The sequence below is a fragment of the Kocuria flava genome (assembly GCF_001482365.1).
Classification (GTDB): domain Bacteria; phylum Actinomycetota; class Actinomycetes; order Actinomycetales; family Micrococcaceae; genus Kocuria; species Kocuria flava.
This window is the reverse complement of record NZ_CP013254.1, coordinates 712,097-735,961: the sequence shown is the minus strand read 5'-3', so window position 1 is coordinate 735,961 and position 23,865 is coordinate 712,097. Positions and strand designations below refer to the sequence as shown.

General features: G+C 75.7%; 23 protein-coding genes. 12 read left to right on the top strand and 11 right to left on the bottom strand.

All coding sequences use genetic code 11. The annotated features are described in order from the left end of the window. Nucleotides 1-100: 100 nt before the first annotated feature. Together AS188_RS03400 and AS188_RS03395 are read left to right on the top strand one after the other, a co-directional pair. Nucleotides 101-304 carry an antitoxin gene (locus AS188_RS03400; protein WP_058857657.1) on the top strand — a complete coding sequence of 68 codons (204 nt, stop codon included), beginning with the start codon at nt 101-103 and terminating at the stop codon, nt 302-304. Nucleotides 305-411: 107 nt separating this feature from the next. Continuing rightward, nucleotides 412-1,902, top strand: a complete 1,491-nt coding sequence (locus tag AS188_RS03395; RefSeq protein ID WP_083529221.1) for an amino acid permease — start codon at nt 412-414, stop codon at nt 1,900-1,902. A gap of 84 nt (nt 1,903-1,986) precedes the next feature. On the opposite strand, the gene AS188_RS03390 is transcribed toward AS188_RS03395, so the two are convergent. From AS188_RS03390 to AS188_RS03380, 3 genes are all read right to left on the bottom strand, one after another. Next, nucleotides 1,987-2,484 (bottom strand): hypothetical protein, encoded by a 498-nt coding sequence (locus AS188_RS03390; protein WP_147050359.1) that lies wholly within the window; start codon nt 2,482-2,484, stop codon nt 1,987-1,989. A gap of 195 nt (nt 2,485-2,679) precedes the next feature. Beyond that, nucleotides 2,680-3,885: an MFS transporter gene (locus AS188_RS03385; RefSeq protein WP_230777648.1), complete on the bottom strand. Its 1,206-nt coding sequence runs from the start codon at nt 3,883-3,885 to the stop codon at nt 2,680-2,682. A 166-nt stretch (nt 3,886-4,051) separates the two neighbouring features. After that, the gene (locus AS188_RS03380) at nt 4,052-4,945 is read right to left on the bottom strand and encodes an amidohydrolase family protein (RefSeq protein ID WP_058857654.1); all 894 of its coding nucleotides are present in this window, start codon (nt 4,943-4,945) and stop codon (nt 4,052-4,054) included. Between the two features lie 109 nt (nt 4,946-5,054). Here AS188_RS03380 and AS188_RS03375 point away from each other — a divergent pair, with 109 nt between their 5' ends. Beyond that, complete coding sequence (locus AS188_RS03375) at nt 5,055-5,783, top strand: trimeric intracellular cation channel family protein (protein WP_147050358.1); 729 nt, start codon at nt 5,055-5,057, stop codon at nt 5,781-5,783. Here the strand turns inward: AS188_RS03375 and AS188_RS03370 are convergent. Together AS188_RS03370 and AS188_RS03365 are read right to left on the bottom strand one after the other, a co-directional pair. Continuing rightward, entirely contained in the window at nt 5,775-6,611 is an 837-nt protein-coding gene (locus AS188_RS03370) for a Mut7-C RNAse domain-containing protein (RefSeq protein ID WP_211268314.1), read from the bottom strand. The genes AS188_RS03375 and AS188_RS03370 overlap by 9 nt on opposite strands. Further along, nucleotides 6,608-7,291 carry a haloacid dehalogenase type II gene (locus AS188_RS03365; protein ID WP_058857652.1) on the bottom strand — a complete coding sequence of 228 codons (684 nt, stop codon included), beginning with the start codon at nt 7,289-7,291 and terminating at the stop codon, nt 6,608-6,610. The genes AS188_RS03370 and AS188_RS03365 overlap by 4 nt, the downstream gene beginning before the upstream one ends. A gap of 299 nt (nt 7,292-7,590) precedes the next feature. Here AS188_RS03365 and AS188_RS03360 point away from each other — a divergent pair, with 299 nt between their 5' ends. From AS188_RS03360 to AS188_RS03330, 7 genes are all read left to right on the top strand, one after another. Then, nucleotides 7,591-7,896 (top strand): DUF4193 domain-containing protein, encoded by a 306-nt coding sequence (locus tag AS188_RS03360; RefSeq protein ID WP_058857651.1) that lies wholly within the window; start codon nt 7,591-7,593, stop codon nt 7,894-7,896. A gap of 172 nt (nt 7,897-8,068) precedes the next feature. Next, complete coding sequence (locus AS188_RS03355) at nt 8,069-8,770, top strand: response regulator transcription factor (protein ID WP_058857650.1); 702 nt, start codon at nt 8,069-8,071, stop codon at nt 8,768-8,770. Continuing rightward, complete coding sequence (locus tag AS188_RS03350) at nt 8,767-9,978, top strand: HAMP domain-containing sensor histidine kinase (RefSeq protein WP_147050356.1); 1,212 nt, start codon at nt 8,767-8,769, stop codon at nt 9,976-9,978. The genes AS188_RS03355 and AS188_RS03350 overlap by 4 nt, the downstream gene beginning before the upstream one ends. Nucleotides 9,979-10,163: 185 nt before the next feature. Beyond that, nucleotides 10,164-12,182: a heavy metal translocating P-type ATPase gene (locus AS188_RS03345; RefSeq protein WP_236945090.1), complete on the top strand. Its 2,019-nt coding sequence runs from the start codon at nt 10,164-10,166 to the stop codon at nt 12,180-12,182. 83 nt (nt 12,183-12,265) lie between these two features. Next, a complete protein-coding gene (locus AS188_RS03340; protein WP_058857649.1) occupies nt 12,266-12,910 on the top strand; it encodes a DUF305 domain-containing protein in 645 nt (214 codons plus the stop codon). Between the two features lie 79 nt (nt 12,911-12,989). Beyond that, on the top strand, nt 12,990-13,265 hold the full coding sequence (locus AS188_RS03335) for an SHOCT domain-containing protein (protein ID WP_058857648.1): 276 nt from the start codon (nt 12,990-12,992) through the stop codon (nt 13,263-13,265). Then, on the top strand, nt 13,262-14,749 hold the full coding sequence (locus tag AS188_RS03330) for a multicopper oxidase family protein (RefSeq protein WP_058857647.1): 1,488 nt from the start codon (nt 13,262-13,264) through the stop codon (nt 14,747-14,749). Before AS188_RS03335 ends, AS188_RS03330 begins: the two co-directional genes overlap by 4 nt. 18 nt (nt 14,750-14,767) lie before the next feature. On the opposite strand, the gene AS188_RS03325 is transcribed toward AS188_RS03330, so the two are convergent. From AS188_RS03325 to AS188_RS03300, 6 genes are all read right to left on the bottom strand, one after another. Beyond that, entirely contained in the window at nt 14,768-15,373 is a 606-nt protein-coding gene (locus AS188_RS03325; protein WP_236945041.1) for a DUF305 domain-containing protein, read from the bottom strand. A 93-nt stretch (nt 15,374-15,466) separates the two neighbouring features. After that, nucleotides 15,467-15,874, bottom strand: a complete 408-nt coding sequence (locus AS188_RS03320) for a four-helix bundle copper-binding protein (RefSeq protein WP_058857646.1) — start codon at nt 15,872-15,874, stop codon at nt 15,467-15,469. A 193-nt stretch (nt 15,875-16,067) separates the two neighbouring features. Beyond that, complete coding sequence (locus tag AS188_RS03315) at nt 16,068-17,351, bottom strand: MFS transporter (protein WP_211268313.1); 1,284 nt, start codon at nt 17,349-17,351, stop codon at nt 16,068-16,070. A gap of 143 nt (nt 17,352-17,494) precedes the next feature. After that, nucleotides 17,495-18,190: an SCO1664 family protein gene (locus tag AS188_RS03310; RefSeq protein ID WP_083529218.1), complete on the bottom strand. Its 696-nt coding sequence runs from the start codon at nt 18,188-18,190 to the stop codon at nt 17,495-17,497. A gap of 10 nt (nt 18,191-18,200) precedes the next feature. Beyond that, the gene (locus tag AS188_RS03305) at nt 18,201-18,845 is read right to left on the bottom strand and encodes an MSMEG_4193 family putative phosphomutase (RefSeq protein WP_058857645.1); all 645 of its coding nucleotides are present in this window, start codon (nt 18,843-18,845) and stop codon (nt 18,201-18,203) included. 112 nt (nt 18,846-18,957) lie between these two features. After that, nucleotides 18,958-20,274, bottom strand: coding sequence for a DUF2254 domain-containing protein (locus AS188_RS03300; protein WP_058857644.1), 1,317 nt, complete (start codon nt 20,272-20,274; stop codon nt 18,958-18,960). 109 nt (nt 20,275-20,383) lie between these two features. Between AS188_RS03300 and AS188_RS03295 the strand changes: the two genes are divergently transcribed. Together AS188_RS03295 and AS188_RS03290 are read left to right on the top strand one after the other, a co-directional pair. Next, the gene (locus AS188_RS03295) at nt 20,384-21,793 is read left to right on the top strand and encodes a sigma 54-interacting transcriptional regulator (protein ID WP_058857643.1); all 1,410 of its coding nucleotides are present in this window, start codon (nt 20,384-20,386) and stop codon (nt 21,791-21,793) included. Nucleotides 21,794-21,833: 40 nt separating this feature from the next. Then, entirely contained in the window at nt 21,834-23,825 is a 1,992-nt protein-coding gene (locus AS188_RS03290) for a vWA domain-containing protein (protein ID WP_058857642.1), read from the top strand. Nucleotides 23,826-23,865: the final 40 nt, after the last annotated feature.

Genomic DNA, 23,865 nt, shown 5'->3' with positions numbered 1-23,865 from the left:
GCGCGGCGGGGTGGCCAGGGGCGGGTGCACACGGCACGATGGGGAGGATCCGAGCCGGGCGGCGCAGGCCCCCGGCCACCGAACGACGGAAGGACCGACCATGGTTGACATCGGAGGATTCGCGGACAAGGCCAAGGACCTCGCCGGGCAGCACCCGGACCAGGTCCAGCAGGGCATCGACAAGGCCGGCGACAGGGTCGACGAGCGCACCGGCGGGCAGCACGCCGAGCACGTCGACACCGCCCAGGAGAAGGCCGGGGACTTCCTCTCCGGCGGCCAGGACGAGGGCGGCGAGCAGCAGTGAGCCCGTGCCGCCGCGGGGTCCCGGCCCCGCGGCGGCACCCCTCGCCCACCCCTGTGCTGTGACCTGGATTTCATTCCCGTGTGATCCGGGTGACACCATGGGGGTCCATGAGTGAAACCCTCCTGACGCAGGAGCGCGGCACCACCCCCGCCGCGGCTCCCGCCCCCCACGGGACGCCCGACCCGGCGTCCGCCCAGCACCTCAAGCCCCGCCACCTCGTGATGATGGCCCTGGGCTCCGCCATCGGCACGGGCCTGTTCGTGGGCACCGGCTCCGCGATCGCCCTCGCCGGGCCCGCCGTGCTGATCTCCTTCCTCGTCGCCTGCGTGGTGCTCGTGCTCGTCATGCGGGCCATGGGCGAGATGGCCGCCGCCGACCCCGCCCGCGGGGCGTTCTCCGTCTACGCCGAGAAGGCCCTGGGCCGCACGGCCGGGCAGACCCTCGGGTGGCTGTGGTGGGCGCAGCTGGTCGTGGTCATCGCCGCCGAGGCCACCGCCGCCGCCCAGATCCTCAGCGAGCTGTGGCCCGTCCTGCCGCAGTGGTCGCTGGCCCTCGCCTTCATGGTCGTCTTCACCGCGCTGAACCTCGTCAGCGTCCGCGCGCTCGGGGAGTCCGAGTTCTGGTTCGCACTGCTGAAGGTCGGCGCGGTCGTGGCGTTCCTGCTCGTGGGCGCCGCGCTGCTGCTGGGCCTGCTGCCGAGCCCCTCGCCCGGGCTCGCCAACCTCACCGCCCACGGCGGGTTCATGCCCACCGGGGTGACCGGCGTGGCGGCCGCGCTGCTCGTCGTCGTCTTCGCCTTCGGCGGCACCGAGCTCGTCACCGTGGCCGCCGCCGAGACCCGCGACCCGCAGCGCAACGTGGCCCGGGCGATCCGCACCATCGTGGTGCGCGTGCTCGTCTTCTACGTCGGCTCGGTGGCCCTCATGGTCCTGATCCTGCCGTGGAACACCGAGAGCCTGTCCTCGAGCCCGTTCGTGGCGGTGCTCTCCGTGGCCGGGCTGCCCGGGGCGCAGGCCGTGATGGCGGTCGTGATCGCCCTGGCCCTGCTCTCGGCGCTCAACGCCAACCTCTACGGCGCCTCCCGTATGCTCCACTCCCTGTCCGACCGCGGCTGCGCCCCGCGCCGGTTCGTGCGGCTCAGCGGCTCCGGGGTGCCCGTCCCGGCGGTGGTCGCCTCGGTGCTCTTCGGCTTCGTGGCCGTGGTGCTCAACTACCTCTGGCCGGAGGCCGTGCTCGGGTTCCTGCTCAACACCATCGGCTCGACCGTGCTCGTGGTGTGGGCCCTCTCGCTGGTCTCCCAGATCGTCCTGCGCCGCCGCGCCGACCGGGAGGGCCGGGAGCTGCCGCTGCGGATGTGGGGCTTCCCCTACCTGTCCTGGCTGGCGCTGGCCCTCGTGGGCGGGATCCTCGTGCTGGGCTGGTTCGACCCCGTCGTGCGCACGCAGCTGGTGCTCACCGGCGGGCTCGTCGCCCTGATCGCGGTGCTGTGCGCGGTGCTCGGGCGCCGGGCCCGGCCCGCCGAGCAGGCCGGCGCGGCCGCCGGATCCCCGGCGGGCACCGGGTCCCCGGCGGCCGCCGCCGACCGGCCCGGGGCCTGAGCGGGTCCTCCGTCCGCCCCGCCGGGCGGACGGAGGACCCGGCCGCCGCCCCGGTCCCCGCCGGGGCGCCCCCGCTCCCCGGCGCTACTCCCCGGTCCCCGCCGTGGCGTCCGCGTCCTCCTCCGCGGCCTCGTCGGCGGTGCCGTCCGTGGTCCCGTCGGCGGGCCCGTCCGCGTCCCCGACCTCGATGACGATCAGCGGCAGGTTCGTGCCGGGACCGCAGACGACCTGGTCCTGGCACTCCTGGATGAAGCCCGAGACCACCGCCTCGCCCGGCTGGAAGGCCATGTTGTAGGCGACGGCCTGGTAGGTCAGCTCGATCTGCCCGCCCTCGCAGGTCCACTGCTCGAAGTCGCTGCCGTTGGCGATCCGCCCGTCGGAGACGGCCTGGGTGACGCTCAGGGAGACGAACACGTTCGTCCCCTCCGTGCAGGTGACGGTGTAGGTGCCCTCGACGGCGGCGCCGTCGGCGATGCGCGTCGCGTCGCTGATGTCGGAGAGCTCCATCGCGGCGCTCGCCGGGGCGGCCGCGGCGAGGCCGAGCCCCGTGGCGAGAAGGGCTGCGGTGGCTGCTCTGCGCATGGTCTTCATGGTCCTGGTCCCATCCCTCGTGAAGGAGCCGGGGAACCGGGGGAACCGGTGGCGCCCGGCACGACACGCTCAACGTATCGGCAGGTCAGGGGCGGGTGGACCCCATGACGCGAACATTTCTCGCCCCCGCCCGGATGTGCTTCGGCGAATCCCCGGCGGGGCGCCGGAGGACCGGCGGGGAGGGCCTCAGCGGCGCCCGTCGAGGACCCGGTCGCGGCCCGCGAACCAGGCCGTGACGCACAGTCCGGCCATGGCGGCGGCGACCAGCAGCAGCGGCCCCCGCCACGACCCGGTGAGGTCGTAGAGCGCGCCCACCGCGCCCGGGGCGAGCGCGGCCAGGGCGTAGCCGACCGACTGCGCCATCCCGGACAGCGCCGCGGCCTGGGCGGGGTCGCTCGAGCGCAGGCTGAACAGGGACAGCGCGATCACGATCAGCGCCCCGCACGAGACCGCGCCCACGAGCACCCACAGCAGCATCAGCCCGGGCGCCAGGGCCAGGCCCGTGTAGGCGACGGCCGCCAGGACGGCGGCGCCGACGGCGACCGGGCGCTGGTCGGCGAAGCGCTCCATCAGCGCCCCGGTGGCCAGGGACGCGAGCACCCCGCTCATCAGGAACAGCCCCATGTGGGCCCCGGCGGCCGCGGCGGGGACCCCGTGGCTGCGCTCGATGCTCGGCAGCCACGCCATGAACACGTAGAAGGCCACCGACTGCAGGCCCATGAACCCGGTGACCTGCCACCCCAGCGCGGAGCCCCACGGCGAGCGGGCCGGGACGGCGCGGGCGGGGCGCCGGACCGGGGCCTCCGGCGCCCGCCGCAGCCACGGGGCGAGCACGGCCAGGGCGATCAGGCCGACGCCGGCCCACACGCCCAGGGCCAGCCGCCACCCCGCCGGGGAGGCGGCGGCCACGGGCACCACGAGGGCCGAGCCGGCGGCGGCGGCCGCGCTCTGGATCGCGCTGTAGAGACCGGTGACCTGGCTGACCCGCTGGGGGAACTCGCGCTTGACCAGCGAGGGCAGGAGCACGTTGAGGAAGGCGATGCCCACGCCGATCGCCGCGGTGCCCAGCCACACGGCGGCCTCGGCCGGCGCGGAGCGGCCGAGGATCCCGGCGGTGAGCAGCAGCAGCGACAGCCACAGCGCCCGGTCGAGCCCGGCCCGTGCGGCCAGGGCGGGGGCGACCGGGGAGAACAGTGCGAACATCGCCAGCGGCAGCCCGGTGAGCAGGCCCGCCTGCCCGGCGGTCAGTCCGAGGTCGCCGCTGATCTCGCCGAGCAGCGGGCCCACCGTCACGAACCCGACGCGCAGGTTCACGGCGATCAGCACGACCCCCAGGAAGCCCGCGCCGAGGCGCACGCCCACGTCCTCGGTCCTCGACGCGCTGCTGAGCACGGGCATCCTCCTCGGGACGGGCCGGGCACGGCGGCGGCCCCGGGGAGGCGGCGGCCGGTACGGCGGCGGTGGCGCGGCCCCGCAGGACTGCGGGGCCGTTCCCTCGGACCCTAGTGCGGCCGGGGGCCGCGGGCCAGCACCGGAGCCCCAATGGTGCGGGCGGCGGCTACCGGGCGGGCAGGCCGAGCAGCCGGGCCCCGTTGTCCCACAGCACCGCGCGCAGCCACTCCTCGCCCAGGTCCAGCCGGGCGAGGGCCTCGAGCTGGTGGGCGTAGGGGTAGGGGATGTTGGGGAAGTCGGAGCCGAGCACGACCTTCTCCCGCAGCCCGGCCAGGCGCTCGCGGAACCCCTCGGGCAGGGGCGCGAAGGCCTCGGTGAAGTCGGTGCCGACCATGGTGGTGTCCAGGTGCACGCGGTCGAACTCCTCGGCGAGGTCCGCGAACGCGTGGTACTCCGGCATGCCCAGGTGGGCGACCACCAGGACGAGCCCGGGGTGGGCCTCCAGCAGCCGGCGCACAGGGCCGGGCCCGGTGAAAGCCCCCGGCCGCGGCCCGGACCCGGCGTGCATCACGACCGGGGTGCCGGCCTCGGCGAGCGCCGCCCAGGCGTCGTCGAGCAGCGGGTCGTCGGGGGCGAAGCCGCCGACCTGGACGTGGGTCTTCACCAGCCGGGCACCCTCGGCGAGGGCCCGGCGCACGTAGTCCCCGGCCCCGGGCTCGGGGTAGAGCGTCGCGCAGTGCACCACGTCGGGGACCCGGCGGGCGAACCCGGCGCTCCAGTCGTTGAGCCACTCCGCCATCCCGGGGCGGTGCGGGTAGGACAGGGCCGGCACCGCCCGCAGGCCGAGGGCTCGCAGGGTCGCCAGCCGGGTCCGCTCGTCGGTGCGGTAGGTGATCGGCCACGGCCGCCCGTAGTACTCCTCGGCCCCGTCGAAGAACGCCCACACCTTGCGCAGCACCCGGTCGGGCATGAAGTGCACGTGGATGTCGGCCAGTCCGGGCAGCCCGAGGTCCCGGACCCAGCCGGGCACCTCCTCGTCCGTGCGCGGTGCGGCGGTCATCGTCCCGTCCCCTCTCCTGCTCCGGCCCGCGGGCCGCGGTCCCGGGGCCCACGCTAGCGGCCGGGGCGGTGCTAGCCTCGAGCGACGCCGTTCCCCGGACGAGGTGATCGTGGAGAATCTGGACCCCCGCGTGCTGTTCGACGTCGTCGACCTGCTCGGCGTCCTCGCCAACGGCGTGCTCGGCGGGGCCGTGGCCCGGCAGATGCGCATGGACCTGGTCGGGTTCGTGGTCCTGGCGGTCGTCTCCGGCCTGGGCGGGGGCATGCTGCGCGACACGCTGCTGCAGGTGGGCTTCCCCGTCGCGCTGACGAACTCGGCCTACCTGAGCACCGCGATCGCGGGTGCCGTGATCGCCTTCTTCCTGCAGCTGCGGGGCCGGTGGACCAACCGCGTCCTCGTGGTCGCGGACGCGCTCGCCCTGGGCTGCTGGGCGGCCACCGGGACCTCGAAGGCCCTCGGTGCGGGCCTGGGCTGGCTGCCGTCGATCATGATCGGCGTGGTCACGGCGGTGGGCGGGGGCATGATCCGCGACATCGCGGTGGGGCGGGTGCCCCTGATCTTCGGGGGCAACACGCTCTACGCGACCGGTGCCGTGGTCGGCAGCCTGCAGATGGCGGTGCTCCACGAGGCCGGCAGGCCCAACTGGGGCATGGCGGCCTCGATCCTCACGGCGGCCACCCTCACCGTGCTCGCCCGCCGCCGCGGCTGGCGCCTGCCCGGGGCCGGGGAGTGGAACGTGCGCCTGCCGGGCCCGCGGGAGTGGCCCCGCCCCCGGCTGCTGCGCCGCCCGCGGCGCCGGGACCGGGACCGGGAGCAGGGACCGGAGCCCTCAGGCTGAGGGTCCGCCCGCTCCGCGCTCCCCCGCTCCGTTCCCGGGGCGGGCGGCGTCCCGGGCGCGGGCCACGAGGGCGTCGAGGCGCCGAGCGTGGGCGCCCCGCCAGTAGACCTGCCCGCAGCCGGTGCACCGGCGGAATGCGGTGTGGGCGGCCAGCGCCCGGGGCGGGACCCGGTCGGCGACCTCGTGCGGGTCCGCCGCGACCAGTGCCGCCCCGCAGCGCGGACACCGGGTCCACGGCGCCAGGGGCGGGGCGAAGCGCCCGAGGACGTCGTCGAGCTGCTCCTCCGGCGCCCGGCCCCGCACCAGCGCCCCCTCGGGCACGGCGCCGCGGTGGAGCAGCCCCCGGTCCTGGGTCAGCAGCACCCGTCCCTCCCTCAGGGCCCGGGCCACGAGCTCGGCGTCCTCGGCCGCCGGCTCCCACGCGGCGTCGAGACCGAGCAGGCGCAGGCGCCGGGCCAGGGCGCCCAGGTGGACGTCGAGCAGGAAGCGCGGCGGGCAGGAGCGGGTGGGCTGGGGCCGGGGCCGGGGCCCGACCGCGAGCACCGGTGCCGCACCGCCGGGCGGGACCCCGGCCGTGGGCCGCCGGTCGAGCCCGGCGGGCCGGCCGTCGAGGTGCACGGGGCCGATCTCGGTGGGCGGCAGCCCGACCGCGCGCACCACGTGCCCCACGGTGTCGGTCGCCGGGACCGGGAGGCCGAACCGCGGCCGGCGGTGCCGCGGCGACAGCAGGAACCACAGCGCGGGGTCGACCGCGAGCACGAGCTGCGGCACGGCGCCCGGCGCCCCGGGGTCCGGCGCCCCGGGGCCGGGCGGGCCGGACCGGCTCACGGTCGGGCCGGCAGCTCCGCGAGCCGGGCGGCGAGCGCGGGCAGGTCGGGGACCTCCAGGTCGGGCCCGTCGAAGTAGCCGGGGTACTGGGCGCCGGTGCGGTTGAGCCAGGCGGTGCGCAGCCCGGCCCGGCGGGCCCCGTGGATGTCCCAGGGATGGACGGCCACGAGCAGCATCCGGCCGGCGGGAACCCCGCACTCGGCGGAGGCGTAGGCGTAGGCGGCGCGGGCGGGCTTCCACGCCGGGGCGTCGTCCACGCTGAGCAGCGTGCGGAAGTGCTCCCGCAGCCCCGCCCGGGTCAGCAGGGACTCCGCGACCCGCGCGGAGCCGTTGCTGAGGGTGACCAGCTGCGCCAGGCCGGCGAGCTCGGGCACGCCGGGGCGCACGTCGGGGTGCACGTCGAGGCCCTTGAACGCGGCGATGATCGAGCCGGTCGCACCGTCGGTGATCGGGCCCCCGGCCTCGGCCAGCAGCCGGCCCAGGCTGTCCTGGGCGATCTCGGCGAAGGCCGCGTTGCCGCCGGCGGCCGTGATCGCGAAGCCGTCGCGCAGGATGCCCGCGAACCAGGTGCGCGCCAGGTGGGCCGGGGCCCCGGCCGCGGCGAACGCCTCCCCCAGGGGCGTCATGTCCGAGAGGGTCTCGTTGACGTCGAAGACGATCACGTCGGGTCTGGTCGTCACGGTCCACCTCGCACTTCGCGCCGCCGGTCCTGGTCGTGTCCCGCCCCCGCGCCCGCGCGGACCCGCTTGTCCGCGGGGGCCGCGCCCGGTACGGTCGGGGGCCGACGTGCCGAGCCTACGGCCCGGCGGCCCAGGACCCAACAGTCCGGAGGGGATCGTTGCGGCCCGGGTCGGCGCCGCGGGAACACGTTCCGCCCTCCCCCGGTTGTGCGGGGGACCAGCCGGGAGGACACCGTCCCGCACCCGTCCGGGACGGCACCCCGTCCGGCCCAGCACCCCGTCCGAAGGAGGACCCACCCATGGCCACCGACTACGACGCCCCGAAGGTCAGCGTCGAGGAAGAGCCCGCCAACGAGTCCCTCGAGGCGATCCGCGCCCAGCGCAGCGAGACCGCCCAGACGCCGACCCTCGACATGGAGGACAGCGACACCGCGGAGGGCATCGACCTGCCCGGCGCCGACCTCTCCCACGAGGAGCTGCGGATCCAGGTCGTGCCGGAGCAGGAGGACGAGTTCACCTGCATGTCCTGCTTCCTGGTCCGCCACCGCAGCCAGCTCGCGCGCGAGAAGAACGGGGCCGCGTACTGCATCGAGTGCGAGGGCTGAGCCCCGCCTGACCCGCGGTCCCCGGCGACCGTCCCGCACCGGACGGCTCGCACCGGGTGCACCCGCCGCACCGCGGCGGCGGGCACGGGACCGCGTGAAGATTCGGCGAAGATCGGCCGGTGCACCGGCTCCGGGCTCCTCCGCCGCGTCCGCACGGGAGGACACTGGGGGCATGAGTCCCGGCCCCGAACCGGCGACCGGCCGGGTGCTGGTCGTCGACGACGAGAAGCCCCTCGCCCGCATGGTCGCCGCCTACCTCGCCCGCGCCGGCCACGACGTCGCCGTCGTGCACACCGGGCCCGAGGCGGTCGAGGCCGCGCGCCTGCGGGCCCCCGACGTCGTGGTCCTCGACCTCGGGCTGCCGGGGCTCGACGGCATCGAGGTCTGCCGCCGCGTCCGGCGCTTCTCCTCCTGCTACGTGCTGATGCTCACCGCCCGCGGCGACGAGGACGACGTCCTGGCCGGCCTCGACGCCGGCGCCGACGACTACGTCGTGAAGCCCTTCAGCGTCCGCGAGCTCGTCGCCCGCGTCGCGGCGGTGCTGCGCCGTCCCCGCACCGCGCTGCCCGCCGCGGCACCGGTGCGGACGGTCGGCGGCGTCGTCGTCGACCTCGGCGCCCGCGAGGCGCGCGTGGACGGGGTCCCCGTCGCCCTGACCCCCACCGAGTTCGACCTCCTGGCCGCCCTGACCGCCGAGCCGCACCGGGCGCTGAGCCGCCGGCACCTCATCGACGCCGTGTGGGGCCCGTCCTGGGTCGGCGACGAGCGGCTCGTGGACGTCCACATCGGCCACCTGCGGCGCAAGCTCGGCGGCGCCCCGGCCGCCGTGGTCGAGACGGTCCGGGGCATCGGCTACCGGATGGCGGTCCGGTGAGCCCCCGGCGCGAGCGGGGCCTGGCCCTGCGCCTCCTCGGCGCCCAGCTGCTGGTCGTCGCGGCGAGCCTCGCCGCCGCCGCCACGGCCGCCGCGGTCGCGGGCCCCCCGATCTTCCACGAGCACCTCGTGATGGCCGGCCACGCCGAGAGCTCCCCGGAGCTGCTCCACGTCGAGCAGGCCTACCGGGACACCGGCCTGCTCACCCTCGGGGTCGCCCTCGGCACCGCCCTGGTCTGCGCGCTCGCGGTGAGCGCCTGGTCCTCCCGCCGCCTGCGCGGCCCCCTGGAGCGGCTGACCGAGGCGGCCCGGGGCGTCTCCCGCGGGCGCTACGACGCCCGGGTCCCGGCCATGGGCGCCGGCGCCGAGGTGGACGCCCTCACCGGGGCCTTCAACACGATGGCGGAGCGCCTCGAGCGCACCGAGGAGACCCGGCGGCGGATGCTCTCGGACCTCGCCCACGAGATGCGCACCCCCGTCTCGGTGCTCACGGTCTACGTGGAGGGCCTCCAGGACGGGGTCGTGCCCTGGGACGAGGAGACGGGCGCGATCCTGACCGACCAGCTGCAACGGCTCACCCGCCTGGTCGAGGACATCCACGACGTCTCGCGCGCCGAGGAGGGCCGGATCGAGCTCGACCGCACCGAGCAGTCCCTGGACGAGCTCGCCCGCGCGGGCGCCGACGCCCACCGCGAGGCCTTCGCCGCCAAGGGCGTGGAGCTCGTGGTGGAGGCCGGGCCGGCGACCGTGGCCCGGGTGGACCGGCAGCGCACGGGCCAGGTGCTGGGCAACCTGCTGACCAACGCCCTGCGGCACACCCCGCCCGGCGGCACCGTGACCGTGCGGGCCGCCCCCGACGGCCCGGCGCGCGCCGTCCTGACCGTGGCCGACACCGGCGAGGGCATCGCGGCCGACCGGCTGCCCCACGTCTTCGAGCGCTTCTGGCGCGGGGACTCCGCCCGCGACCGCGACCACGGCGGCTCGGGGATCGGGCTCACCATCGCCCGCGCCCTGGTCGAGGCCCACGGCGGCACCCTCACGGCCGCCTCCCCCGGCCCGGGACGGGGCGCGGTCTTCACCGCGGTGCTGCCGCGCGGGTGCTCGGCCCCTCCGGACCCGGCGGCGGAGGACCCCGGCACTCCCTTGCCAAATACCCCTAGGGGGTATATACCCTGGAGGGGTACGCAGGACGCCGACCGCACGCCGTGATCCGGCCCGAGGAGCACACCATGACCACCCACCACCGCCACGACCCCGGCGCAGCCACCGGGCACGCCGGCCACGAGGACACCGGGACCCACGGCCAGGCCGTGCCGCACGCCCACGCCCGCTCGGCCCTCGACGAGGACCACCAGGTCCACGCCCACGGGCAGCACGCCGGGCACTCGACGGCGATGTTCCGCAACCGCTTCTGGCTCTCCCTGGTGCTCTCGGTCCCCGTCGTGGTCCTCAGCCCGATGGTCGGGCACCTGCTCGGCTACCACGTTCCCCGGTTCCCGGGCTCCGCCTGGATCCCCCCGGTGCTCGGCACCGTGATCTTCCTCCACGGCGGCGCGCCGTTCCTGCGGGGCGGGCTCACCGAGCTGCGCTCGAAGCAGCCGGGGATGATGCTGCTGATCGCCATGGCCATCACGGTGGCCTTCACGGCCTCGTGGGCCACCACGCTCGGGATCGGCGGGTTCGACCTCGACTTCTGGTGGGAGCTCGCCCTGCTGGTGGTGATCATGCTGCTGGGCCACTGGATGGAGATGCGCGCCCTCGGAGCCGCCTCCTCCGCGCTCGACGCCCTGGCGGCCCTGCTGCCCGACGAGGCGGAGCGCATCGAGGACGGTCAGACCGAGACCGTCCCGATCGGCGCGCTCGCCGCGGGCGACCTCGTGCTCGTGCGCCCCGGGGCCCGCATGCCGGCCGACGGCACGATCACCGACGGGTCGGCCGAGTTCGACGAGTCCATGATCACCGGCGAGTCCCGCGCCGTCGCCCGCGGTCCCGGCGAGCCCGTGGTCGCCGGGACCGTGGCCACCGACAGCACCGTGCGCGTGCGGGTGGAGGCCGTCGGGGAGGACACCGCCCTGGCCGGGATCCAGCGCATGGTCGCCGACGCCCAGGAGTCCTCCACCCGCGCCCAGGCCCTGGCCGACCGCGCCGCGGCGCTGCTGTTCTGGTTCGCCCTGGGCGCCGGCATCCTCACCGCGCTGGCCTGGACCCTGCTCGGCTCCCCCGACGACGCCGTGGTGCGCACCGTGACCGTCCTCGTCATCGCCTGCCCCCACGCGCTGGGCCTGGCCATCCCCCTGGTCGTCGCGCTCTCCACCGAGCGCGCCGCGAGGGCCGGGGTGCTGATCCGCGACCGGATGGCTCTGGAGCGGATGCGCACCATCGACGTCGTGCTCTTCGACAAGACCGGCACCCTCACCGAGGGCGCCCACGCCGTCACGGGCACCGCGCCCGTGCCGGGGGTCTCCGAGGGCGAGCTGCTGGCCCTGGCCGCGGCCGCCGAGGCCGACAGCGAGCACCCCGTGGCCCGCGCCGTCGTCGCCGCCGCCGCCGCGCACCCCGGGGCCTCGGAGCGGCGGCTGCGCGGCACCGCCTTCCGGGCCGCCACCGGCCGGGGGGTGCGCGCGCAGGTCGACGGGGCCGAGGTTGCCGTGGGCGGGCCGAACCTGCTCCGGGAGCTCGACCTGGCAAGCCCCGCCGCGATCGCCGCGGCCACCCGGTCCTGGGCGGAGCGCGGCGCCGGTGTCCTCCACGTCCTGCGCGACGGGCAGGTCATCGGCGCCCTGGCCCTCGAGGACGCGGTCCGTCCCGAGTCCCGCGCCGCCGTGCGGGCGCTGCAGGAGCGCGGCGTGCGCGTCGCCATGATCACCGGCGACGCCCGTCAGGTCGCCGAGGCCGTGGGCGCCGACCTCGGCATCGACGAGGTCTTCGCCGAGGTCCTGCCCCAGGACAAGGACAGCAAGGTCGTCGAGCTGCAGTCCCGGGGGAAGACCGTGGCGATGGTCGGCGACGGCGTCAACGACGCCCCGGCGCTGGCCCGCGCCGAGGTCGGCATCGCGATCGGCGCCGGCACCGACGTGGCCATGGAGTCCGCCGGGGTCGTGCTGGCCGGCAACGACCCCCGGGCCGTGCTGTCGATGATCGACCTCTCTCGGGCCGGCTACCGCAAGATGCTCCAGAACCTGGTCTGGGCGGCCGGCTACAACGTCGTCGCCGTCCCCCTGGCCGCCGGCGTCCTCGCCCCGGCCGGGATCGTGCTCTCCCCTGCGGTCGGTGCGGTGCTGATGTCCGCCTCGACCATCGTGGTGGCCCTCAACGCCCAGCTGCTGCGCCGCCTCGACCTCGACCCCGCCCGGCTGGCCGCCGCCGGGGAGCCCCGGCCCGCCGAGCGCCCGGCCGCGGCCGCGGCGTCGTGAGGCCTGCCGGCGGGGTGCCGCCGTGACGTCGCGGGAAGACCCCCGATCCGATCCGAAGAGATCCCCGAGCAGAGAAGAAGGACATGACCCCCGAGCGTTCGACCACCCTGACCACCCTCGCCCTGGCCTCCGCCCTCGCCCTGGCGGGCTGCGCGACCGGCGGGAACGAGGAGAGCACCGCCCCGGCGACCGAGGCGCCGACCGCCACCTCCTCGGCCACCGGCAGCGCGTCCGCCTCCGGCGAGCCGATCGCCGCGGAGCACAACGAGGCGGACGTGATGTTCGCGCAGATGATGATCCCCCACCACGAGCAGGCCGTGCAGATGAGCGAGATCCTCCTCGCCGGGGAGGACGTCCCGGCCGAAGTGCGCGACTTCGCCCAGCGGGTGATCGATGCCCAGGGTCCGGAGATCGAACGGATGAACGCGATGCTCGCTGCCTGGGGGCAGGACGCCAGTGACATCGAGAACATGGGCCACGGGATGAGCGGCATGATGACCGAGGAGGACCTGCAGCAGCTGGAGACCGCCCAGGGCACCGAGGCGGCCCGGCTCTACCTCGAGCAGATGACCGCCCACCACGAGGGCGCGGTCGAGATGGCCCGCGACCAGGTCGCCGACGGGCAGAACCCGCAGGCCGTCGCGCTCGCGGAGGACGTCGTCGCGGCCCAGGAGGCCGAGATCGACGAGATGGAACAGATGCTCCAGGAACTGCCGGACGGATCGTGACCGTCCGGCGCCCGCGGACCGCCGCCCCGTGCGGCCGCCCGCGGGCAGCACCAGCCGAGCGAGACGGAGGAGGTCCGTGATGATGTGGGGCAACGGCATGGGAGGCGGCATGGGCTGGGGCCTGCTGTTCTGGCTGCTGCTGATCGTGGGACTGGTCGTGCTGGTGTTCGTGCTGGTCAAGGCCTTCACCGGCGGACCGGGCGGCGGGACCAGGCAGGGCGGGACCGCCCCGCCGCCGACCGGCGCGGGACCGCGCCGGTCGCGGGAGATCCTCGAGGAGCGCTACGCCCGCGGGGAGATCAGCACCGAGGAGTACCGGGAGCGGCTGCGCACCCTGGAGGAGGGCGAGCGGTGAGCCCGCTGACCCGGCGGCAGCTGCTGGCCCTCGGTGCGGCCGGGGCCGGCGCCGCCGCCTCCGGCGGGGCCGGCCTGTGGTGGACCTCCGGCGGCGGCGAGGCCCTCGGCGGCGGCCGGGACCTGGTCCAGCCCGAGGTGCTGACCGGCCGGGACGGCGTCCTGGACCTGGCCCTGGAGGCCGCCCCCGCCCGCGTGCGGGTCGGGGCGCGTCAGGCGCACGTGCAGGCCTTCAACGGCTCGCTGCCCGGCCCCACCCTGCGGGTCCGCCCCGGGGACACGATCCGGGTGGCGATGACCAACGGCCTGGAGGTCCCCACGAACCTGCACGTGCACGGGCTGCACGTCTCCCCGGAGGACAACGGGGACAACCCCTTCGTCAGCATCGAGCCCGGGGGGTCCTTCGACTACGAGTTCGTCCTCCCGGACGACCACCCGCCCGGCACCTACTGGTACCACCCGCACCGGCACGGGCACGTGGCCGACCAGCTCGCGGCGGGTCTCTACGGGGCCATCGTCGTCGAGGACCCCGACCCCGTGCCCGTGGCCCGGGAACGGGTGCTGGTGGTCTCGGACCTCACCCTCGACGACTCCGGGAACCTGGCCGAGGTCTCCCCGCCGCAGCGGATGATGGGCCGGGAGGGCGAGACCGTGCTGGTCAACGGCCAGGTCCGGCCCCGGGCCGGCGCCGCACCCGGGGAGCGGGAGCTGTGGCGGGTCGTCAACGCCTGCCCCTCCCGGTACCTGCGCCTGACCCTCGACGGCCAGACGCTGCGGCTGCTCGGCCGCGACGTCGGCCGCCTGCCCGAGCCCGTCGAGCTCACCGAGGTGACCCTGGCCCCGGGCAACCGGGTGGAGCTGCTCGTGGACACCCGCGAGGGCACGTCCGCGCTGACCGCCGCCCCCGTGGACCGCGGGAGCATGGACGGCATGATGGGCGGGGCGATGCCGGGCGACGGCCCCGGCACCGACGAGCCGATCGAGCTGCTCGCCCTCGAGGTCGCCGGGGACCGGGTCGGGGATGCCGACCCCGTGCCCGCGGGCCCGGCGCTGCGGGACCTGCGCGAGGAGCCGGTCGCGGCCCGGCGCACCCTCGACTTCGCCATGGGCATGGGCGGGATGGGCGGGATGATGGGCAGCAGGCGAGGCCCCGGGCAGATGATGTCCTTCACCATCGACGGCCAGGAGTTCGACGCCGAGCGCACCGACCAGCGGGTCCGGGTGGGCACCGTGGAGGAGTGGACCCTGACCAACTCCAGCCCCATGGACCACCCGGTGCACCTGCACGTGTGGCCCATGCAGGTCGTGGCCGAGGAGGGCCGCGACGTCTCCGCTCCGCAGTGGCAGGACGTGGTCAACATCCCGGCCTTCGGGGAGGTGACGGTCCGGGTGGCCTTCGACGACTTCGGCGGCCGCACCGTCTACCACTGCCACATCCTCGACCACGAGGACCTCGGCATGATGGGCACCGTCGAGGCCCACTGAGCCCGCCCGGACGTGGGCTCAGCCCCCGGGGCACTGCCGCTCGGCCGGCTCCTCGTGGTCGGGGACGGGTCGCGCCCGGGCCTCCTCGGCGGTGGCGGCCACGCCGTTGCGCTCGATGTCCTCGATCAGCCACTCCATCTCGGAGATCTCCCGCCGCTGGGCCTCGCTGATCTCCACCGCGAGCTCGCACACCCGCACGTCGGCCAGCTCGGCGCGCTCGGACCGGGTGATGGCCAGGGAGTGGTGCGGGATCATCGAGCTCATGTACGCGGTGTCCTGCACCGTGGTCTGGCTGCGGTCCAGGAACGCCCCGCCGCCCAGCATCAGGAGGCCGACCACCACCACGGCCACGTTGGCCCTGGTGCTCCTGTACATGTTCAGCATCCAGGCGAGCATGACCAGGACCATGGTCCCGCCCATGGTCAGCGTCATGAACAGGCGGTTCTCGCTCCAGCGCACGTGGCTCCACTCCCAGGAGCCGATGAACATGGTCGCGTACATCACCACCATGGCCGTGAGGATCATGGCCGCGAAGCGCAGGTACATCCCCTTGCCGCCGTGCCCTCCGTGCTGCTGGTGCTGGTCCCCGCGGCCACCGGTCCGCTCGCTCTCCGTGCTCGGCACGGCATCCCTCCGTTCTCCGCCGGGACGCCCGCGGGGCGCTCCGTCTGCGGGCGCACCTCTCGGGCGTCCCGGTCCGTGCGGTTGCGGCCGGGCTCAGCCCAGCGAGGCGAGCAGGTCCGCGCAGGCCTGCTCGCAGCGGCGGCACGCCTCGGCGCAGACCTTGCAGTGCTCGTGCATCTGCGCGTGCTGCTCGCACTCGTCGCCGCAGGACCGGCAGGCGGTCCGGCAGGCCTCGAGCACCGCCCGGGTGACCTCGGAGTTGTTGCCCGTCTGGCGGGAGAGCACGCTGCCGGTGCTCGCGCAGACGTCGGCGCAGTCCAGGTTCTTGCGGATGCAGGCGGTCAGCTCCGCGACCGAGTCCTCGGCCAGGCACGCGTCGGCGCAGGCCGTGCAGGTCTGGGCGCACTCGAAACAGGCGGCGATGCACGCGGCCAGCTTCTGCTCGTCGATGTTCCCCAGGTCCTTGGGGTAGGTCTTCAGCATCGAGCTCACGTGGGTCATGGGTCGCTCCTTCGTCCGATCGGTCGTCCGTCGTGCGATCCGGTGGGCCGGCCGGAGCCGGCCCGCCGTGACATCGACAGTAGCCTGTCGGTCGGAGCGCACGGAAGGCCGGGGCGATGAAGGTTCCGTGAAGATGCCCGGCCGCACCGCGGCGCCGCACCCGGGCGGGACAGGCCCCGCCCGCACGCGACCCTCAGCCCCGGGGTGCCGCGGCCGCCGGCCGGTGGGTCTCGTACATCCGCACCGCCACGACCAGCGCGGAGGCCGCGCTGACGACCGCGGCGGCCCAGACGGCGGCGTGCAGCCCGAGCAGGTCCGCCACGATCCCGCCGAGGACCGCCCCGACGGCGTAGCCCAGGTCGCGCCAGACCCGGTAGACGCCCACGGCGCGGCCGCGCCACGCGGGATGGGCGACGTCCCCCACGACGGCCAGCAGGGTCGGGTAGACCATCGCCGTGCCGGTCCCGAGCAGGACCGTGCCCGCCGCCCAGCCGGCGAAGCCGTCGCCGAGCGCGATGACGGCGAGCGCCACCGCCTGGGTCGCCATCCCGGCGGTGACCAGGTGCTTGCGCCCGATCCGGTCGGACAGCGCCCCGGTGACCAGCTGGCCCGCACCCCAGACCCCGGGGTAGAGGGCGAACAGCAGGCCGATCTCGCCCACCCCCAGGTCGGCGGTCGCGAACAGCAGGGGGAACAGGCCCCACGAGAGCCCGAAGTTGAGGTTGTTCACCAGCCCGGCCTGACTGGCGGAGGACAGCGCGGGCTCCTTGAGGCCGGCCTGGAGGGCGACCTGGCGGTCGGTGAGCCCGGCGTGGAGGTGGTCGTGCAGGCCGTCGGCCCGGGGGACGTGCCCGGCGGCCTCGTGATGGGCGTGGTCGCGGGTCTCGCGCACGAACACCCCCGACAGCAGCAGCGCCAGGGCGGTGTAGGCCAGTCCCAGCAGGAACGGGGCCGGGCGCAGCCCGTACTGCTCGGCCAGGTGTCCGGCCAGCAGGGCGGTCACGGCCACCGCCCCGTAGCCGGCGGCCTCGTTGAGCCCCATCGCCAGCCCGCGCCGGTCCGGGCCGACCAGGTCGATCTTCATCACCACGGTCGTGGACCAGGTCAGGCCCTGGTTGATCCCCAGCAGCACGTTCGCGGCCACCACCCACCACCAGTCCGGGGCCCAGATGAGCATCAGCGGCACCGGCACGGCGAAGAGCCAGCCCACCAGCAGCACCGGTTTGCGCCCCCACCGGTCGGAGAGGGTCCCGGCGAACCAGTTGGCGATCGCCTTGGTGACCCCGAACGCGGCGACGTAGGTGAAGACGAAGGTGTAGCCGGTGAGGCCGAACTCCTCCCCGGCCAGCAGCGGCAGCACGGTCTGCTGCTGGCCGACCATGCCGCCGACCAGGGCGTTGACGGCCACGAGGAGGGTGAACTGGGCGGCGTTGGCGCGCAGTCCCAGCTGCGGGGTTCTCGGCTGCAGGTCGGGCACGGCACTGCTCCTCCGCTCCCCACCGGGCAGGGGGCTTGCTCTGCTGTTCCACTGGACCACGGAAGGGTACCGCCTGGACGGGCTGCCGGTGGAGAGACTCCCCGGCGGCCTGACGCGGCCCAGCGCCCGGGAGCTGCCCGGGCTCAGAGCAGCGGCCAGGGCACCCGGCATCCGGTGGGGTCCAGCGGCAGCACGGGCTCCTCGAGCAGGTGCCGCACCCGCCGCCGCAGGGCCTCGGTCTCGGGCTCGTCGAGGAGCGCGGCGAGCTCGGGGGGCACGGTCCGCGCGAGCGGGGCGAGGTCCTCGAGCAGGGCCGCGGGCACCGGCTCCCCGGCGAAGTCCCACACGACCGTCCGCAGCCGGTGGCCGGTGCCGAAGCACAGGCCGTGGTCGATGCCCTGCACCCGGCCGTCGGCCGCGCGCAGCACGTGCCCGCCCTTTCGGTCGGCGTTGTTGGCCACGACGTCGAAGACCGCAAGCCGCCGCAGCGCGTCGTGGGTCTCGGGGGCGGTGGCCTGCAGGGTGAAGTAGTGCTCCCGGGGGTCGTGCTCGACGAACAGCTGCACGGAGCCGGCGCCGAACGGACCCTGCTCGCGCAGCACGGTCGGCGGGACGAGACCCCAGCCGAGGAGCTCGCTGAGCACGTGGGCGGCGGCCTCGCGCCGGTGCAGCCCGCGGGGGAAGTCCCGCAGGGGCCGCTCCCCCTCGACCGGCTTGTAGACGCCCCAGGCGGTGTCCGGGCCGTGGGCGAGCTCCACGAGCAGCGCGGAGTTGCTGCTGCCGCGGATCATCCCCAGCAGCTCGATCCGGCCGGACCTCAGCAGCGCGAGCTCGTCCACGGCGGCCCGCTCACGGGGTCCTCAGGCCGGCCAGCGGCTCGTCGGTGGAGTTGACGGTGAGCACCGACGGGCCCTGCCCGGGCGCCCACGCGACGGCCGAGACCGAGCACGGGCTGACGACGATGCGCTGGAAGAGGTCCAGGTGCGTGCCCAGGGCGTGGGCGAGCACCGCCTTGATCGGGTCGGCGTGGGAGAAGCAGACCACGGTCCCGCCCTCGTGGGCGGCGCGCAGGCGGTCGACGGCGGCCACGGTGCGCGACTGCATCTCGGGGAAGCTCTCCCCGCCCGGGAACCGGAAGGCCGAGGGGGCCCGCTGGACGGTCTGCCAGGCCTTCAGCCGGGAGAGCCGGGAGAGCTCCTCGCCGGTCCACTCGCCGAAGTCGCACTCGAGCAGGCCCGGCTCGACCACGGCCTCCCGCCCGGTGCGGGCCTCCACGGGGGCCGCGGTCTCCCGCGTGCGCTCGAGCGGCGAGGTGTAGAGGGCGTCGACGGCGACCCCGTCGAGGCGGCGGGCGACGTGCTCGGCCTGCTCCCGGCCGCGCTCGGACAGGTGCAGTCCGGGGGCCCGCCCCGGCAGGACCCTGCCCGTGGTGGGTGTCTCGCCGTGCCTGACCAGCAGGACGAGCGTGCTGCGGTGCCGTGCGCGCGGTGCCATCGGCACCAGCGTACCGACGGCCGTCCGTGCGGGAACAGGCCCCGTCGTCGTCGGACGCCCGGACGACGACGGCGGTGCGCCGGTCCCGGCCCCTGCGGCGGGGACCGGCCGGTCACTCGGGGGGCGGCACCGCCGCGTCCCCGAGCCGCCGCAGGTCGGCGCGGGCCCGCACGCGGACGAGGTCCCGGTCGGAGGGGCCGCCGGCGGCGAACTGCGCGAGCAGCGTGCCGACGTGCTCGCGCACCCGGGTCCGGAGGTGCTCGTGGACCGTGGCGGCCTCGATCCGGGCGGCCAGGTCGATCAGGGCGAGGACGACCTCGGCGTGCCCGCCGACGTGCGGGCGGATCTGGTCGAAGGGCATGTCCACGATCTCCTCGAGCTCGACGGTGGCGTGGCGCAGCCGCGGCACGCCGTCGGCCACGACCGTGTTCCCGGGGAGGGGGCGGGAGACGGCGGTGACGATCCCGGCGGCGACCTCCTCGACGGCGTTGATCGCCGTGTAGGGGTCGTTGGTGCCCGGGGACAGGGCCCGCACCGCGAGCTCGACCACCTGCTGCTCGGCGAAGCGCACGTCCTGGTCGGCCGAGCGGGCGTCGCCGAGGCGCACGGCCCGCCGCAGGGGACCCGCGAGGTCCTCCGCGCGCTCCTCGGGCCACACGCGGAAGAGCGGCTCGTCGCGCAGCCGGTGGTCGCCCACCCGCGGGAGGAGCTCGGCCCGGGCCCCGGCGTCCTCGAGGACGGAGCAGATCCGCGCCAGGTCGACGTCGAGCACGTAGCCGACCGCGTCCGCGCTCACCTCGCCCCCGCCGCCGCGGTGCCCGCCGGTGCGCGCCCGGTCCTCCGGCAGCCGCTCCGGGTGCCACCGCTCGACGACGTCCAGCAGCCGCCGGCGGGCGCCGTGCACGAGGGTGTCCACCTGGACGGAGTCGGCGATGTGGTGGATGAACCACACCACCAGGGCGACGTCGGCCACGGCCAGGACCACCGCGAGGTTCACGGCCAGGTGGGGCACGAACGGCTCGGCGAGGTCGTCGGAGGCCGAGCGGATCGTGCGCAGCACCAGCAGGGCGTAGACGAACGTGGCGACCAGCACGCCCAGCACGGTCTGGTTGCCGCGGTCGGCCATGAAGTTGCGGACCAGGCGGGGGCCGTAGGTGGAGCTGGCCGTGGCGATCACCGAGATCGTGATGGAGAACGCGGTCGCGGCCACCCCGAGCATCGACCCGCCGATCGCGGAGAGCATCGCGCGGGAGCCGTCGATGCCCACCGCGTACACCCAGGCGACCCAGGGCGAGGAGAGGTCGTCGGGCAGCGCCCGGTCCACGGCCACGGCGGCCTGGGCCAGGACCACCGCGGCCGCCAGGCACACGGCCGGGACGAACCAGAACCGGTTCAGCAGCCGGCGCCAGGCACCGGGGAGCGTGCTCATGGGCCCAGCCTACGAGCAGCGGCCCCGGCGGACCGGCCGCCACGACCTCCGGCGACGTCCGGGATCGGCCCCTCTTACGCCCGCCCGGCCGGAGGGCTACCGTGACGGTGTGAGCGACCGGACCCCTTCCCCCGACATCCGCACCCTCGGCGAGCTCCGCGCGGCCGGGCACCGCCACCGGCCCCTGCGCGCGGAGCTGCGCGAGAACCTCCTGCGCGCCCTCGCCGAGGGCCGGGACCCGTGGCCGGGCCTGCACGGGCTGCGGCACACGGTCCTGCCCCAGCTGGAGCGGGCGCTGCTCGCGGGCCACGACGTCGTGCTGCTCGGCGAGCGCGGGCAGGGCAAGACCCGCCTGCTGCGCACCCTCTCGGGCCTGCTCGACGAGTGGTCGCCCGCGATCGAGGGCTCGGAGCTCAACGAGCACCCCGAGGAGCCGCTCACCGAGGCCTCCCGGCGCCGCGTCGAGGCGGAGGGGGACGCACTGCCGGTCGTGTGGCGGCACCGCTCGGAGCGCTACGTCGAGAAGCTCGCCACCCCGGACACCTCCGTGGCCGACCTGATCGGCGACGTCGACCCCGTGCGGGTCGCCGAGGGCCGCCGCCTCGGCGACCCCGAGACCATCCACTACGGGCTGGTGCCCCGCGCCCACCGCGGGATCGTGGCGATCAACGAGCTGCCCGACCTCGCCGAGCGGATCCAGGTCGCGCTGCTCAACGTCATGGAGGAGCGCGACATCCAGATCCGCGGCTACGTGCTGCGCCTGCCGCTGGACGTGCTCGTGGTCGCCTCCGCCAACCCGGAGGACTACACGAACCGCGGCCGGATCATCACCCCGCTCAAGGACCGCTTCGGCGCCGAGATCCGCACCCACTACCCGCTCGAGCTCGAGGACGAGATCGCCGTGATCCGCCAGGAGGCCGAGCTCGTCGCGCAGGTCCCCGACCCGATCCTCGAGACACTGGCCCGCTACACGCACCTGCTGCGCGACTCCCCCGCCGTCGACCAGCGCTCCGGGGTCTCCGCGCGCTTCGCCATCGCGGGCGCCGAGACGGTCGCCGCCGCCGCCCTGCGCCGGTCCGCGGTGCGCGGGGAGGAGGAGGCGGTCGCGCGCACGGTCGACGTCGACACCGCCACCGACGTGCTCGCCGGCAAGATCGAGTTCGAGTCCGGCGAGGAGGGCCGCGAGCGCGCGATCCTCGACCACCTGCTCCGCCGGGCCACCGCGGAGACCGTCCGGGCCCGCTTCCGCGGCCTGGACCTGGGCCCGCTCGTGGAGGCCTTCGACGGCTCCACCACCGTGGCCACCGGCGAGGACGTCTCCGCCCGCGACTTCCTCGCCGCCCTGCCCGCCGTCCCGGAGGACGACGGCGGGGGCAGCGTCTACGACCGGATCGCCGAGCGCCTCGGCGCGAGCACGCCCGGCCAGCGCGCCAGCGCGATCGAACTGGCCCTCGAGGGCCTGTTCCTCGCCCAGCGCATCTCCAAGGACTCCGACGAGGGCGGCACCGTCTACGGCTGACCGCCCCGCCCGGGGCAGCGACGACACGACAGGGGGCGTCATGCCCGCACACCACCGCTCCGCCCGCTACGGCCGGTACGCCGGCGGGCCCGACCCGCTGGCCCCGCCCGTGGACCTGGCCGAGGCGCTCGAGGCCGTGGCCGAGGACGTCATGGCCGGGTACTCCCCCGAGGAGGCGCTGCGCGAGCACCTGCGCCGCGGCGGGAGCGGGCAGGAGGGCCTCGACGACCTGGCCCGGCGCGTGCACCGGCGCCGGCAGGAGCTGCTGAAGCACCACCGCCTGGGCGGCACGCTCGACGAGGCGAAGCAGCTGCTGGAGAAGGCCCTGCGGCTCGAACGGGAGCAGTTCCTACGCGACGCCCGGATGGACCCGATGGACCGCTCCTTCCGGGAGCTGCAGCTCGACGGGCTGCCCGCCTCGACCGCCGCCGCGGTCAGCGAGCTCGCGTCCTACGACTGGCAGTCCCGGGACGCCCGGGAGGCCTACGAGCAGATCAGGGACCTGCTCGGCCGGGAGCTGCTCGACCAGCGCTTCGCCGGGATGAAGCAGGCCCTCGAGAACGCCACCGACGCCGACCGCGAGGCCGTGGCGGCGATGCTGGGCGACCTCAACGAGCTGCTCGACAAGCACCGGCGGGGCGAGGACACCGAGGAGGACTTCCGGGACTTCATGGACCGCCACGGGGACTTCTTCCCCGAGGACCCGCAGTCGGTCGAGGAGCTGATCGACGCGATGGCCCGCCGCTCGGCCGCGGCCCAGCGGATGCTCAACTCGATGAGCCCCGAGCAGCGCGAGGAGCTGATGCAGCTCTCGGCGCAGGCCTTCGGCTCCCCCGGGCTCATGGCGCAGCTGGGCCGGCTCGACGCGAACCTGCAGGCGCTGCGCCCCGGCGAGGACTGGACCGGCTCCGAGCGCCTCGAGGGCCGGGACGGGCTCGATCTCGGCGACGGCACCGGAGTGTTCCAGGACCTCGCCGACCTCGACGCCCTGGCCGAGCAGCTCTCCCAGTTCCACCGGGGCGCGACCCTCGACGACCTCGACCTCGACGCCCTCGCCCGGCAGCTGGGCGGGGACGCCGCCGTCTCCGCCCGCACCCTCGCCGAGCTCGAGCGGGCCATGCGGGACAGCGGCTACCTGCGCCGCGACCCCGACGGGCAGCTGCGGCTCTCGCCCCGGGCCGTGCGGCGGCTCGGGCGCTCGCTGCTGCGCGACGCCGCCCAGCGGCTGTCCTCCCGCGCCGGGCGCCGGGACGCCCGCCTGGCCGGCGCGGCCGGGGAGCCCTCCGGCGCGACCCGGGAGTGGCGCTTCGGGGACGTCGAGCCGTGGGACACGACCCGCACCGTGACCAACGCGATCACCCGCACCGCCGCCGAGGGCGCCGACCCGCGGGAGGGGCTGCGCCTGGGCACGGGCGACATCGAGATCGCCGAGACGGAGGCCCGCACGCAGGCCGCCGTCGCCCTGCTCGTGGACACCTCGTTCTCGATGGCCGCCGAGGGGCGGTGGGTGCCGATGAAGCGCACCGCCCTCGCCCTGCACCACCTGGTCTCCACCCGCTTCCGCGGCGACCGGCTCGAGCTGATCGGCTTCGGCCGCTACGCCCGGCAGCTGGACGTCGGCGAGCTCACCGGGCTGCCGCCGCTGCGGGAGCAGGGCACGAACCTGCACCACGCGCTGCTGCTGGCCGGGCGGTTCTTCCGCGCCCACCCGTCCTTCCAGCCCGTGCTGCTCGTGGTCACCGACGGCGAGCCCACCGCCCACCTGCTGCCCGGGGGCGAGAGCTGGTTCTCCTGGCCGCCGGAGCCGGAGACGGTGCGGGCCACCGTCGAGGAGCTCGACCGCCTGGGCCGGGCCGGGGTGCAGACCACGTTCTTCCGGCTGGGCGAGGACCCCGGCCTGGCGCGGTTCCTGCAGCGGATGGCGCAGCGGGTCGGCGGGCGCGTGGTCACCCCCGAGGTCGAGGACCTGGGCCCGGCGGTGCTGCGGGAGTACCTGGGCTCGCGCACCCGCCGTCGCGGCTTCGAGCGCTGAGCCCTCCGCCGGGACCCTGGCCTATGGTGGAGCCATCTGC